Here is a 14,351-nt window from a genome sequence, read left to right on the forward strand (position 1 = left end):
ATTATGGCGATTGTGGTGAGAAAAATACAGCGCAAGATCGGACTGAGGCGGGGCGGCAGGGGAACGCAGACATCGACGCAACGGCCGCAGTATAATTTGAAGGAGTCTCCCTGTATTCATGCTTGTCCGAGCGGTGAGGATATCCGTGCGTATCTGGTGCAGATTGCCCAGACCGAAAAATATGACTGGTCCTATGATGATGCCTTCAAAGAAGCCTGGTATACGATCACGGACAAGAACCCCTTTCCCGCCGTTATGGGAAGGGTCTGTCCTCACCCTTGTGAAAGTGAGTGCAACCGGAAAGACAAGGATGCCGCCGTGGGGATCAACAACATGGAGCGGTTCATCGGTGACTATGGTATCAAGAATAAACTGAAACTGAAGAAGGTGGACGGAGAGGGTGGTTCGGAAAAAGTCGCCGTGGTTGGTGCCGGTCCTTCCGGGCTTTCCTGTGCATACCAGTTAGCCCGTCGGGGTTATTCCGTAACGGTATTCGAAATGTTTGACAAGGGAGGCGGGATGCTTCGTTTCGGGATCCCCGTCTACCGCCTTCCCGATGATGTTCTCGATGCTGAAATTCAGCGGATCGCTGAGATGGGGGTTGAGATTAAGTACAACACCAAGATCGGTCGGGATATCACCTTTGCGGATTTGAAGAAGGATTATAAGGCGATCTATCTCTCCATCGGTGCGCACACCGGATGGGATATGAATATCCCCGGTGAGGATGCCGGGAATGTATTGACCGGCGCCGATTATCTCCACAAAATCAATGCCGGGGAAAAGGTGGAAATCGGGAATAAGGTGGTGGTGATCGGTGGTGGTGATACCGCTATTGATGCCGCCATGACTTCACTCCGCCTTGGGGCGGATGTTACGCTTCTTTATCGGCGGACCCGGAACGAGATGCCGGCCATCGACCATGATATTACCCTGGCCGAAGAGGAAGGGATCAATTTTGAATTTCTGTCTGCTCCGGTGGAGGTGATCAAAAACGGAGACGGGAAGGCGACGGCACTGAAATGCCTTAAGATGGAATTAGGTGAACCGGATGATTCGGGCCGTAGAAGGCCGGTCCCGATCGAAGGTTCGGAGTATACCGTTGATGCGACGGCTATCATCTCCGCCATTGGCCAGGCCCCGGATTGGGAAGGCCTGGATTCCTTTAAAAACGAAAAAGGCTGGATTACCGCCGACGATCACGGGATTACGGAAACGGCCGGTGTCTTTGCCGGGGGGGATGTGACGGTCGGATTGGGCATTGCCACGCAGGCTATTGGTCTCGGGCGGAAGACGGCGGAAGCTATTCATCATTTTCTTCGGGACGAAGAGGTTCCGGAACCGGAAACGCTGCCGGTTGTTCATTCCGATGCCATGAACCTCGGTCATTATGTTTCGCTGGAACGGCAGAATGAAAAATACCTTCCGGCGGATGATCGGAAGACCAATTTCAATGAGCTGCGCTTTGCCTTGACCGAGGAACAGGCGATTGAAGAGGCGAAACGATGCATGAGCTGTGGCCGATGTTTTGACTGTGACAACTGTTTTACCTTCTGTTCCGACAGTGCTGTCAAGAAGCTTGATAAAAATGAAAATCCCTTCGGTCAGCATTATAAATTTGTCCTCGATACCTGTCAGGGATGCAAAAAGTGTGCGGAAGAATGTCCTTGCGGCTACATTGATATGGTCTGAACCTCCGGGGGAAGAACCACGGTAATCCATGATGTTGCCGTCCGGGCTTGGCCGTGCTGAAAAAGAGTTCCGGGTGTTGTTCACGGAACAAGCTTTTTGTTTGCTGCCGGGTATGACGAGATCCACAAGGAGTCAAAATGGAAGAAATTACGTTCAATGAAATCATCAGCTATGCGAAGATCGCGGAAGAGAATGCGAAAAGCTTTTATTTGAATGCCGCAGAAGAGATGGAACAGCGAAATGTGAAAGAATATCTTGAAACGCTGGCGGCGGAGGAGCAGACTCACATTAACCGCCTTGAGGCCCTGCAGAAGACCATCCAGAGCCGGGGAGAGGTTCCCGATCTTCATTCGGAGATCCGGAGTCTCGGCTACGCGGATTTCATCAAGGCTGCCGAACTCGGCAAAGATGCTTCCTATAAGGATGTCTTGGTCGTTGCCATGTCCAACGAGAAAGAGGCCATCCGGAACTATGACAATTTTTCCCGTTTTATCGATAACGAAGAGGCCAAAAAACTGTTCACGGTCCTGGCCGACGAAGAACGTCGTCATCTGAAACGATTTGAAGAAGAGTATGACGAACTCCAGGACCAAAATTATTAAACCAAACCGGGATTGAGGGTAAACCATAATGTATGAAATTCTGGAAAAGAAGGTGTGGCAGGAAGAGAAGCCGAGAATTACGGAGTTCAAGGTCAATGCGCCGGAGATTGCCCGCGCTCACCAAGCGGGCCAGTTTGTGATCCTCATTGTCGACGAGAACGGAGAGCGGATTCCCCTGACCATTGCCGACAAGGACGCGGAAAAAGGGACCATCAATATTCTCTTTCAGGAGGTGGGGAAGTCTACGATCTGTCTGGGCAAGCTGGAAGTGGGAGAGAAGATCCATCACGTTACGGGGCCGTTGGGTAAACCGACCCATGTGGAGAAGTTCGGTACCGTTGTCTGTGTCGGTGGAGGGATCGGAATCGCTCCGGTCCATCCCATTGCCAAGGCGATGAAGGATGCCGGCAACAAGGTGATTTCCATTCTCGGATCTCGATCAAAGGACCTGCTGATCTATGAAGACAAGATGAATGCGGCCAGCAGTGAGGTCCGCGTGACTACGGATGACGGGACCTACGGCCGTCACGGTTTTGTGACCGATGAACTCAAGGCAATGATTGAAGAAGAAAAGATCCCCATCGATCTGGTGGTCGTGATTGGACCTCCGATCATGATGAAGTTCGTCTGCAAGGTGACGGAACCGCACAAGATCAAGACCTTTGCCAGCCTGAATACGATCATGGTAGACGGGACCGGGATGTGCGGTGCCTGCCGTGTGACCGTCGGGGGGAAGACCAAGTTTGTCTGTGTGGACGGACCGGAATTTGACGGGCATCAGGTCGATTTTGAAGAGATGATGATGCGCCAGAAACAGTATCTCACGGAAGAAAAAATCGCCGTGGAACGCTGTGGGAAAGGGGCCTGCCATCAGGGTTGAAAGATCCGTGTTGACGGCTTTCGCTGAAAGTCCGTCTGTCGCGGTCATCCGGCATTCTGCTTAAAACCATCAACATAAGTTCTGGAGAGGATTCATAAGAATGAGTGATGAGAAACAGCTAAAAGGGGCCTCAAAGGCGAAACCGAAGAGACCGAAAATCCCCCGTCAGGCAATGCCGGAACAGGATCCGCATGTCCGGGCGAAAAACTTTGATTCCGTTACGCTGGGGTATACCGATGAACAGGCGATAGCGGAAGCCACGCGGTGTCTTCAGTGCAAGAAACCCTTCTGCATACAGGGGTGTCCTGTTTCAATCAACATCCCCGGTTTTATTCAGGCAATCAAGGACCGTGATTATGCAAAGGCGGTCCAGGTCATCAAGGAGACAAATCTTCTGCCGGCGGTCTGCGGACGAGTCTGTCCACAGGAAGAGCAGTGCGAGAACAGATGTATCCTGGGTAAAAAACAAGAGCCTGTTGCGATCGGCCGATTGGAGCGTTTTGTGGCGGATTATGAAGCCGCTCACGGTGAATCGCCGTTGCCGGAGCTTCCGTCGAAGACGGGAAAGAAGGTTGCCGTGGTCGGTGCCGGTCCGGGGGGGTTGACGGTTGCAGGCGATCTGATCCGTAAAGGACATGATGTGACCGTCTTCGAGGCCCTCCACAAGGCGGGCGGTGTTCTGGTGTATGGAATCCCGGAATTCCGGCTGCCCAAGGCGATCGTGGAACGGGAAGTCGATTATCTGAAAAAGCTTGGCGTTGTTTTCAAAATGAACCATGTGATCGGGAAGATCCGGACCATCGATCAATTGATGAAGGAAGACGGGTTTGATGCTGTTTTTATCGGGAGCGGCGCCGGTCTGCCCTGGTTCATGGATATTCCCGGTGAGAACTTGAATGGAGTTTTCTCCGCGAATGAATACCTGACCCGGAACAATCTGATGAAAGCCTTTGATTTTCCGAACTATGATACCCCGATCAAACGGTTTAAGAATGTTGCCGTGATCGGTGGTGGGAATGTGGCCATGGATTCCGTTCGGACGGCTCTTCGACTGGGAGCCGACAATGCCTACATTGTTTATCGACGAGGACGGGAAGAGATGCCGGCCCGGAAAGAGGAAGTGGATCATGCCGAGCATGAAGGGGTGCAGTTTAAGAACCTGACAGCCCCCGTGCGGATCCTCGGGAATGAAGACGGTTGGGTGACGGGCCTGGAATGCCTTAAAATGGAATTAGGTGAACCGGACGCCTCTGGACGGCGCCGTCCGATCCCGATCGAGGGCTCGGAATTTGTTCTGGATATGGATGCCGTAATCATTGCGATCGGGACCAGTGCCAATCCTCTGATCGGCCAGACCACGCCGGATCTGAAACTGAGCCGTCGAGGTTACATTGAGGTCGAAAATGAGACTACCGGCCGCAGCAGCAAGAAAGGGGTTTTCGCCGGAGGAGACATCGTAACCGGTGCGGCAACCGTGATCCTGGCGATGGGAGCGGGACGAAATGCCGCCAATGCCATTCAGCAATACCTGGAGACGGGTGAATGGTGGACGCCGAACGGCGACGGCGAAAAGTAGCTGTTTCTTAAAATAAGATGTAAAAAAGGCCGATGAGAGGTTTCTCATCGGCCTTTTCCTTTTAATTTCCTTCCGAAACCTTTTGCAGGTTTCTGAAGGAAATTAAAAGGGCAAAATTACCTCCTGTTTTTTCATAAAGGCCATGATTTCGGCGGACTCCAGAACTTCCACGTCAATCATGAGATCTTCGACGGTTAATCCTCGTTCTGTGAGTGCGGTTTTGTCTACGATGATCCGTTCGACTCCATAGTCTTCCAGGACCCGAAAAGCACTGGAAAACGCCTTAGTTCCCAATTCCATTGTATCCTGCCCTTTTTTCAGCACATAGACTCCGTCATCCATCAAGACCAAGGTGATCGCTTGTTCATATGTACAGAAGATCAGGAGCGCCTCCAATCCTTCATGGGTATATATCGTTCCATGAGGCGCCTTCCTCATGAGAAAGGTTATTTTCTTCTTTTTGGACATCTGTGAATCACCCTTCCTTCCTAAAACACGTTATTTCAGCTGTAAGACTTCATATATCTGCATCATAAGATATTCGGAGCTTCCCTTCAAGTAAAAACTTGACAAAACAAATTGACAATAAGGGAAATATGCCGTTTCAATGCCCCTTTTTGTTCATTGCTGTAGTTGTGAAGTAAACCACTTAGAGGTTTTTTTTGTCGATTCCTTTTGCTGCAAGCTGTAAGCCGACGGAAACGGCTTCCATTAAACTGGAAGGGTCGGCTTTTCCTTGGCCTGAAATATCGAAGGCCGTTCCGTGATCCACGGAAGTTCGGATGATCGGCAGGCCCAGGGTCACGTTGACCCCCTTTTCAAAGGCGATCATTTTCAGGGGAATCAGTCCCTGATCGTGATACATGGAGACGATGGCATGGAAACGTCCGTGATAGGCCTGATGAAAGACCGTATCCGGAGGCAGCGGCCCTGTGACGTTGATTCCCTTTTTTTGGGACGCAATGACGGCGGGCAGAATAATCTTCTCTTCTTCCTCCCCGAAGAGGCCGTGTTCTCCAGCATGGGGGTTCAGCGCGGCGACGGCGATACGGGGGGAGGAAAAACCGAGGTCGAGCATTGCCTGATGAGCAAGTAGAATCTTCTTTTCAATATTCCCAGGCGTCAATGCATGGGGAACCTCCCTCAATGCGAGGTGGGTCGTGACAAGAATAACACGGATCGGTCCTCCCATGAGCATCATTGCGAATTGCGAGGTCCCCGTTTTCGCCGCGAGGAGTTCCGTGTGGCCGGCGAAGTTGAATCCTGCAAGATGGACCGCTTCCTTGTGGATCGGTGCTGTGACAATGGCATCTATATCTCCTTTCAGCGCAGCGTCTATGGCAGCAAGGACATATTCAATCGAGGCACGGCCAGCCGCGGCCGATACTTCTCCGGGAGCGAAGTCGGCAGGAGCGATATTTTTAAAATCGAGGAGACAGGGGTTTGTCTCCCGCCGGGAGAACTCTTTGATATCCGACAGGACATGAAAGGGGCTCTGTATTGCGAGATGTTCCGCCAGAGTGTCAAAAACGGCGGCGCTGCCGAAAACAAGGGGAAGAAAATCCTCCATCTCCTTCCGACGGTTGAGCAGGGCCAGGATGATCTCCGGGCCGATACCGGCGGGATCACCCATGGTGATTCCGATGACCGGAAGTCTCTTCATTTTTCACCTCCATTCCGGAAAGAAGGTAACAGAATCTCCGATCCATTGTCAACCCGCAAAGGGGTCAAGTCTGCTTTTGGCTTTTATTCTGATAGAATGTTTCACAAAAAAGCCAAAAGCAGACTTGACCCCTTTGGCTTGACAAAGCAGAAAGGGGTGGTATACTCGGACCCTTCATCCGAGCTGGGAGTTACGCTTTTATGATTTAATGTACCTCTATTTTGATGAATTTACAGGGGAGAAGGTCCGATGAGAAAGCATGCTCTGGAAGAGATGACGAAGAGCTCCTTGATGAAAATGGCCAGGGAAGTGAAGCTCTCCGGGCGTAGCAGGATGACGAAGGGAGAACTGGTCCAGGCACTCTCCCACAAGAACAAAGCCGGGAAAGGGGAGGAACGGGGTGTGAAACGCCGGGAAAAGAATATTTTAAAGGCGTCTACCTTGCGATCTGCACTAGAACACCGGCCGGTCCGGCGAAAGATGCATTTGTTGGAGAGTTGTCAGGAGGAGGTTGAGCGGGTCCGGTTTGAGCCTGGGATGGAGGAGAAATCATTTCCGGCGCCTCCTCCGGTTATCGAGGAACTTCCGGAAGGTTACGGGGATGACCGGATCGTTCTGATGGTGCGGGATCCCTACTGGATCTATGCTTACTGGGAGATCCAGGAAGGGACGATTGCCCAGGCCTTGCACAAGAATGGTCTGGCGGAACATGCCTACCGGCAGGTCGTGCGGGTCTACGCCGGCGACCAAGTCCATTTCAGCGATATTGATGTAGAAGGGTTGACGAATAACTGGTATATCAACATGGGGCGTCCCGATACCGAATTCTTCGCGGATTTCGGAGTGATGGTTGGCGAACGGTTCCTGCGGCTGGTCCGGTCGAACTCCGTGCAGACGCCACGGGCCGGGATGTCGGACGTAGTGGATGAGCAGTGGGTGACCCTGAATGAAGAGGCGGAGGAGATGTACGCCTTGTCCGGTGGTTTCCGGATCGGCAGGGGAGAAGGATCGGCAGGATTACAGGAGACGCAGGCCCGTCGGTTTGAAGCGGAACTTTCTTCCGGGGGCATCAGCAGCTTTTTCGGGAGCGGCCGTTTCCGTGAAATGCCCCGCAGGGGGTTCTGGTACCAACTGGATGCTGAACTGATCGTCTACGGGGCAACGGAACCGGACGCTTGGGTCACCCTGCAGGGAAAGCCGATCCGCCTCCGTCCGGACGGGACCTTTACGGCCCGCTTTGCCCTGCCGGATGGCCGACAGGTGATTCCCGTGACATTTGTTTCCGCCGACCGGGTGGATGAGGCCACGGTGACGCCCCGGGTTGAGCGGAAAACGGATCGGCAATAGATAAACGGCCGCCGCTTCTTGCCTGCGGAGCGTTACTTCCAGACAGTTCCTTACCGGCCGGGAAATATGCAAAACATTTCCGTTCTGTTCTTATGAGGTTACGATGTTTAAAGGTTATCTCTGCCTGATGTTGCATGCCCATCTTCCCTACGTCCGCCATCCGGAATATCGGGACTTTCTGGAAGAGGACTGGTTCTACGAGGCGATGACCGAGACCTACATCCCCCTGCTCCAGGTCTTTGAAGGTCTGGTCCGTGACGGGATCAATTTTCGGATTACGATGTCCCTCACTCCTACGCTTCTCTCCATGATGACCGACCCTCTCCTGCTGGAGCGATACCTTCGCGATCTTAATAAACGGATTGATCTTGCTGAACGGGAAGTGGAGCGGACCCGCTGGCTGCCGGAATTTCATTCCCTGGCCCAGATGTACTTTTTCCGTCTTCACAAGGTGCGGGACTGTTTCGAAGACCGCAATGGTTGCAATATCGTCCCGGCCTTCCAAAAACTTCAGGATTCAGGGGTCCTGGAAATCACCACCTGTGGGGCCACTCACGGATTTCTTCCCCTCATGGACGTACACCGACCGGCCGTGACCGCCCAAGTCCGGACGGCCTGTGAACATTACGAGAAGCTCCTGGGACGGCGTCCCCGGGGGATCTGGCTTCCTGAATGCGGTTTCACCCCGGCGCTGGACGAGGTACTCCGGGAAGAGGGGATTCGGTATTTCTTTACCGAAAGCCACGGGATCCTCCATGCTTCCCCCCGCCCCAAGTTCGGTGTCTTTGCCCCGATCGTGACCCCTTCCGGCGTGGCCGCCTTCGGACGGGACATGGAATCGTCCAAGCAGGTCTGGAGTGCGGAAGAGGGATATCCGGGGGACTACGATTACCGGGAATTTTACCGGGATATCGGTTTTGACCTGGAATACGACTATATTCGCCCCTATCTCCATGAAGATGGGATCCGAATCAATACGGGGATCAAGTATTACCGGATCACCGGACCGGGTACCGGGAAGCTCCCTTACGATCCGCATCGGGCGATGGAGAAGGCGGCGGAGCATGCCGCTAACTTCATGTTCAACAGGGAAAAACAGGCGGAGTTTCTTTACGGGAAGATGGGGCGGATGCCGATCCTCACGGCCCCCTATGATGCCGAACTTTTCGGTCACTGGTGGTATGAAGGGCCGGAATGGATCAACCTGCTGCTCCGGAAGGTTGTCCATGATCAGAAGGTCTTACGGTTGATCACCCCGTCGGAATATCTGAATGAGAATCCAACCCTTCAGGTCTCCATGCCGTCCATGTCAAGCTGGGGGCACAAGGGGTATGCCGAGGTCTGGCTGGAAGGGAGCAACGACTGGATCTACAGGCACCTTCACAAGGCGGCGGAGCGGATGACGGAGCTGGCCGACCGTTTCGAAGGTCAAAACGGTCTGACACGTCGCGCCCTGAACCAGGCGGCCCGTGAACTCCTACTGGCCCAGAGTTCCGACTGGGCTTTCATTATGAAGACCGGAACGATGGTCGAGTATGCCGTGAAGCGGACCAAGGACCACCTCCTCCGGTTTACCCGTCTCTACGAGGAACTTCATGAAAACAGGATTGATGAGGGATTCCTCTCCATGATCGAAGAACGGGACAATATCTTTCCGGATATCAACTTCGAAGTCTATAAATCGTAGCTGTTCAGCGTTTACTTCGTAATCCCCATTGCCTTCCGCATGATCAGCAGGGCATCGGACAGATCAATCACTCCATCAGGGTTCCCCTGTGGGTAGATGTCGCCCCGTCCCAGGTCGAGGGCGGTGGGGGTGATCAGGCCCGATGCGATACGAAGGGCGATCATGGCATCGGCCGCATCGACGGTTCCGTCCGGGTTTCCGTGAGGGGCAATGTCTCCTATGATGGCTTGAGGAACGGACTGAGGATTGAGGGGATCGGAAAATCCGGTGACCTCCTCTCCGTCACTGAAGCTGTCGCCGTCGGTATCCCACTGGACCGGGTCGGTATTGTACGTCAGGACCTCTTCGCCATCCAGCAGACCATCACTGTCGGTATTCCGGACCAGCGGGTTTGCACCGTATTGAAGCTCCAGATCATGGATCAATCCGTCTCCATCGGCGTCGAGACTGATCCGTCCTGCACCGTATAGGTTGTCCTTTCCGCTGCTCCCCAGGTCGATTGTTTCACTCTCCAGCCGGTTCATGAGTTGACTCACTGTCAGTGTTGGGTCCTGCTCCAGAAGGAGGGCCGCCGCACCCGCCGTATGGGGGGAGGCCGCCGAGGTTCCATAAAATGTCCCGTAGATTGAGTTGGTAACCCCGTCTGTTGCAGTGACGTCCGGTTTGATCCGTCCGTCGTTGGTCGGCCCCCTGGAGCTGTACCCCCGGAGATTATCGGTGAGGTTGACGGCACCGGCCGCCAGGACGCCGGTGGCGTCGGCCGGCTGGGCAAGACTGTTCTCCCGGTTCCGGTACTCCAGGGAAGAAACATTGAGAAAAAAGACGGAGAGAGCATGGTCGGCATCACCGGTGGTTTTTTTCTTGATCACCAGATAATAGGTTGCCGATGCGGGAGCGGTATACACAAGGTTTTCATAGGGTTGACCGGCCCAGGTCGGTCCTTGGTTGTTCTGTGAGGAGGCCACGACCTGTGCCCCCGGATTCGTGTCCGGGTCGATATCATAGAGAAAGAGATCGTAATCGTCGTAGGTTGTGGGGTAGGCATCCCAGTCCATGATGATTTGGAGGGTGACGCCGACATTGTCATGAAAACTTAAGGCCTCATCGTTGGGTGTAAATTCGTGCTTCCTGTCGTTGTCGGTGTCGGTCATTGTCCCCTGATAATGCATGTTGCCGTAATTTCCTGCGGCATTGACCCAGAGGATCCCGTGGTTGTAAGCGTCGTTGGCGATATCGCAGATTGGTCCCGTCCCGTCATAAAAAGCAGCGCCGAACCAGGCGACGGAGTGATTGATCACCCGGATGCCGTGCGTGATGCAGTAATCTTTGGCGTTTCCGAGATCGACGTCGTTTCCGATCTTCAGGAGATAAAGTTGTGCATCGGGGGCCATGTCGTGAATCACTTCGGCGACGGCCGTCCCGTGTTTTGTGGTCGCCTGTATGCCGCTCCCGGTATAATCGACCGTCGTCACATTGGCGGGAACCTCACCTGCGTTTTGCGCCGTCGTCAGATTCTGGAAACCGAGATCGATGATTGCGACTTTTACGCCGGATCCGGTCACACCGATGGCATGGTGATCGGTGGCTCCCATGATGGATACTCCCTCACTTTCGGCAACCTCAAAGGGACGGTAGGGAAGGCGGATCTTTTCCAGGCCGGGCAGGGCGGTGGAGAGTTCCGGAATCCGGTCGAGGGGAAGTTTTACAACCAGACGGTTCCGATACCGGTGTCCCACGCTCCCGCCGAACTGCCGGATCAAGTTCCCGTTGATCCCGGTGCCTTGTTTGAACTCAAGGACGATTTCGATCCGGTCAGTTTCCAGAACGACTCTTCGTCCTTGAATCAGTTTCCGGACCCCGGGAAGTCCTTTCCGGACGAATGTATCCCGGATCGTTCTTATTTGTGAGCTGATCTTTGTCGGATGGACTTGTTTGCCGGCGGTAGCAGCGGGGACAACCCCTGCAAAGAGCAGTAAAAAGGTTGGCAGGATAAAGCGGAACCATAAGAGGGCCTGTTGCCGCATGATCTTCTCTTCATTATTTATAAGCAGCATGACGGAAGTACCCATTCTATGGAGAGCAATTTTCATGCCATGGAAGCGTGCCGAATAGGCTGCTTCAAGGAATCCGGAACTGTTTGATATTGTTTGATAATTTTGTGTGGGAAGTTTTTGTATCGGGATTCTTTTCACTGGGAGGAGGAAAAAATTTGCCTAATTTGGGAAAAAGATTTCCCTATATGGGAAATCTTTTTCTCTTTGTTGTCCGATGGCATAATTGCGAGGGGCACCGCGGAAAATGCCGCTTTCCAGCGGATTCCCTCTCTCCGATGGTGGAAGCTTTTCCAGAGGAAGGGATCATCTCTCCTCCCCGCGGTAGAGCAAACTCCGAAGGTATGAGAGCGCAACCGAATTAGTTGATGTATTTCTTCACGACATTAAGCAGGGTGTGCGACTGGATCGGCTTGGCGATATAGTCGTTGGCACCCAGGGCCAGTCCCCGGCGTTTGTCTTCTTCGGCCCCTTCGGTCGTAATGATGATGATCGGGATTTCCTGTTTTTTCTCATCGTTCCGGATGAGACTGACAAGTTTCAAGCCGTCCATGACCGGCATGTTGATATCCGTCAGGATCAGGTCGAATTCCTGGCCCGAAAGTTTTTTCCAACCATCCACTCCGTCACTGGCCTCGACCAGGTTGCAGTCTCCGATCCGTTTGAGGGAGAAGATAATCAGTTGCCGCATGGTGGGCGAATCTTCAACAATCAGAATATTGTGTTTGGCCATTCCCTTTTCTCCTACATGATTGGAGGATGATGTGGTCAAAAAGGTCTCATAAACGGACCGTCCGGCTCTTTATGCCTGTGCCTGAGGTGTTTCGCTGAGCAGGCCCAGAAAGCCCTGAATGGTCGAAAGCTTTCGTTCCGACAATGAGTAGAGCTTTGCACTGTAGATCGCCGTGGCGGCATGTCCGGCCAGAAGGTTAAAAAGTTCAAAGTCGATATTTTTGAAAGACTCCTTTTGTGTCAGTAGCGTATAGATGACAAGGAGTCCGATTACATCCTCTTTGATTTTCAGCGGGACACACGCGACGGGGTTGTTCAGGTCGATCCCCTCACGATTCAGATCTTCTGCAAAAAAACTCTCCCCCTGCGCGGCGACTTCTCCAACCTTACCGTTTCCGATCTTGATGTTTGCGATCTCCTGTGGTTCGATCCCTTCCGCAGCCACGGTTACCATCTCGTTATGCTTCTCGTCGAGGAGCATGATGCCGAAGGTCTCGGCGCCGACGAGATTGATGACAATCTCCAGGATGATTCGCAGAACCTCTTTGTAGTCGAGGGTGGAGTGAAGCTGATGGGAGGCGATGTAGAGATTTGCCAGGTTATTGTTCTCCTCCTCCACTTCGAGATAGCGGTCGGCAAAGTCTTTGTTCTCCTGTTCCACCTCTTTATGTCGTTGCAGGAGACGTTCCTTGTCTTCTTTTAACGATTGTATTTTGGATTCCAGGTTCTGTAATTCCGCCTGCAGGTTGGGGTCCGTGGACCCGGTTTTGCCCGCTTCTTCCAATTGCAGGATCTTGAATCGGAGTTTTTCATTTTCCGCCATCAATTCCTTGGTGAACTCCGCACCTTTGTAGAAGATCTGCAGAAATTCTTCTCCTTTAACATTTTCCAGGTTGCTTCCGATTTTGTTCTCTTCCATACATCACTCCTTTCCGCAAAAGTCCGATCACGGAACGCGGACAAAAAGGATACGGACTCTGTACAGGGTAACAAGTATATCATAACCCGAAACCCAATAATGATCAAGAAAATTCAATAGTTAGAGCGAACTTTCCATGCAGAGCGAAAGGATAGATTCGCTGATTTGGTTCAAGGCCACCACGGAGTCCACGACCCCTTCCCGAATGGCTTCCGCCGGCATCCCGAAAATGACGGCTGTTTCCTCCGATTCGGCAATGGTTCTTCCTTTTTGCTCCTTGATCGCACGCATCCCAATTTTTCCATCATCCCCCATTCCGGTCAGAAGTATACCGAGGGTTTTTTTGTGGAAGAGTTCGGCGGAAGACTGCATCAGGACGTCCACCGAGGGGATGTACTTGTCGAGAGGGCTGGGCGTATCGATCTGTACCCGTACGCCTTTTTTCCCCTTGACAAAGCGCATGTTCCGTCCCCCCGGAGCAATCAGTGCCCGTCCGGGACGGACGCGGTCTCCGTTTGCCGCTTCCTTGATTTCGAGAGCACAGAAGGCATTCAAGCGTTCTGCAAAGAGGCCTGTGAAACTGGCCGGCATATGTTGCACCACGACGATGGGGACCGGAAAGTTTCCTGGAAGATGGCTCAGAATCGACTGCAGAGCCGGCGGACCCCCCGTGGAAGCTCCGATAGCGACCAGGTCAAAGGGGGCGTCAACAGGCCTGGTCTCACATACCGGAATACGGGGGGACCTTCTGCGGAGGGTCTCGATCTGTTTCTTGACCTTTTCGATCCGGAGGTTCTTCAATCCCTCCACTTTTTCCACAAGAGGCCCCTCGATTTGTTCCAATTCGGTACTGATATGATGTGTTGGCTTGACGATAAAATCAACGGCGCCGAGGTCGAGAGCCTTCAAAACATTTTCTTCGGTCCCCTCTGAACTGATGATGATGGTGGGGGTCGGGTGTTCCTGCATCAGCCAGCGGAGGAAGGTGAACCCGTCCATCTCCGGCATCTCCAGGTCGAGGGTAATCAGGTCGGGATTTATCTGCAGAGCCTGGGTGATTGCTTCTTTGCCGTTGAAGGCCGTTCCTGCAACTTTTACGCCGGGGATGGAGTTGAGGATGTCGGAGAGGAGCCGCCGCAGGTAGGCGGAATCGTCAACGACCAGTGCCCGCAAGGGAGAATGTGCAGCGTGCTTTGCCATGG

12 protein-coding genes are annotated in these 14,351 nt (G+C 53.1%); 6 read left to right on the forward strand and 6 right to left on the reverse strand.

What is annotated here, in order from left to right; genetic code table 11:
* Nucleotides 1–3: 3 nt before the first annotated feature.
* The 4 genes from GXP58_03550 (at nucleotide 4) to gltA (ending at nucleotide 4,750) form a co-directional block, all read left to right on the forward strand.
* Nucleotides 4–1,692 (forward strand): FAD-dependent oxidoreductase, encoded by a 1,689-nt coding sequence (locus GXP58_03550; protein ID NOY52678.1) that lies wholly within the window; start codon nucleotides 4–6, stop codon nucleotides 1,690–1,692.
* A gap of 137 nt (nucleotides 1,693–1,829) precedes the next feature.
* A complete protein-coding gene (locus tag GXP58_03555) occupies nucleotides 1,830–2,294 on the forward strand; it encodes a ferritin family protein (GenBank protein NOY52679.1) in 465 nt (154 codons plus the stop codon).
* Nucleotides 2,295–2,322: 28 nt separating this feature from the next.
* Nucleotides 2,323–3,174, forward strand: coding sequence for a sulfide/dihydroorotate dehydrogenase-like FAD/NAD-binding protein (locus tag GXP58_03560; protein NOY52680.1), 852 nt, complete (start codon nucleotides 2,323–2,325; stop codon nucleotides 3,172–3,174).
* 100 nt (nucleotides 3,175–3,274) lie between these two features.
* Entirely contained in the window at nucleotides 3,275–4,750 is a 1,476-nt protein-coding gene (gene gltA, locus GXP58_03565) for an NADPH-dependent glutamate synthase (protein ID NOY52681.1), read from the forward strand.
* A gap of 102 nt (nucleotides 4,751–4,852) precedes the next feature.
* On the opposite strand, the gene tusC is transcribed toward gltA, so the two are convergent.
* Nucleotides 4,853–5,218: a sulfurtransferase complex subunit TusC gene (gene tusC / locus GXP58_03570; protein ID NOY52682.1), complete on the reverse strand. Its 366-nt coding sequence runs from the start codon at nucleotides 5,216–5,218 to the stop codon at nucleotides 4,853–4,855.
* Between the two features lie 181 nt (nucleotides 5,219–5,399).
* Nucleotides 5,400–6,413 carry a 4-hydroxythreonine-4-phosphate dehydrogenase PdxA gene (gene pdxA, locus GXP58_03575; GenBank protein ID NOY52683.1) on the reverse strand — a complete coding sequence of 338 codons (1,014 nt, stop codon included), beginning with the start codon at nucleotides 6,411–6,413 and terminating at the stop codon, nucleotides 5,400–5,402.
* 249 nt (nucleotides 6,414–6,662) lie between these two features.
* On the opposite strand from pdxA, the gene GXP58_03580 reads away from it, so the two are divergent.
* Together GXP58_03580 and GXP58_03585 are read left to right on the forward strand one after the other, a co-directional pair.
* Nucleotides 6,663–7,760, forward strand: a complete 1,098-nt coding sequence (locus GXP58_03580; protein ID NOY52684.1) for a DUF4912 domain-containing protein — start codon at nucleotides 6,663–6,665, stop codon at nucleotides 7,758–7,760.
* Nucleotides 7,761–7,863: 103 nt separating this feature from the next.
* On the forward strand, nucleotides 7,864–9,447 hold the full coding sequence (locus GXP58_03585; protein NOY52685.1) for a DUF1957 domain-containing protein: 1,584 nt from the start codon (nucleotides 7,864–7,866) through the stop codon (nucleotides 9,445–9,447).
* An 11-nt stretch (nucleotides 9,448–9,458) separates the two neighbouring features.
* Here GXP58_03585 and GXP58_03590 read toward each other — a convergent pair whose 3' ends face one another.
* The 4 genes from GXP58_03590 to GXP58_03605 all read right to left on the reverse strand — a co-directional run bounded on the left by GXP58_03590 (nucleotide 9,459) and on the right by GXP58_03605 (nucleotide 14,349).
* Nucleotides 9,459–11,501, reverse strand: a complete 2,043-nt coding sequence (locus GXP58_03590; protein ID NOY52686.1) for a S8 family serine peptidase — start codon at nucleotides 11,499–11,501, stop codon at nucleotides 9,459–9,461.
* Between the two features lie 358 nt (nucleotides 11,502–11,859).
* Nucleotides 11,860–12,231, reverse strand: a complete 372-nt coding sequence (locus tag GXP58_03595; protein ID NOY52687.1) for a response regulator — start codon at nucleotides 12,229–12,231, stop codon at nucleotides 11,860–11,862.
* Nucleotides 12,232–12,300: 69 nt separating this feature from the next.
* Entirely contained in the window at nucleotides 12,301–13,149 is an 849-nt protein-coding gene (locus tag GXP58_03600; protein NOY52688.1) for a GAF domain-containing protein, read from the reverse strand.
* A 120-nt stretch (nucleotides 13,150–13,269) separates the two neighbouring features.
* A complete protein-coding gene (locus GXP58_03605) occupies nucleotides 13,270–14,349 on the reverse strand; it encodes a chemotaxis response regulator protein-glutamate methylesterase (protein NOY52689.1) in 1,080 nt (359 codons plus the stop codon).
* Between the last annotated feature and the right edge of the window lie 2 nt (nucleotides 14,350–14,351).

The sequence above is a fragment of the Deltaproteobacteria bacterium genome (genome assembly GCA_013151235.1).
GTDB lineage: Bacteria > CG2-30-53-67 > CG2-30-53-67 > CG2-30-53-67 > CG2-30-53-67 > JAADIO01.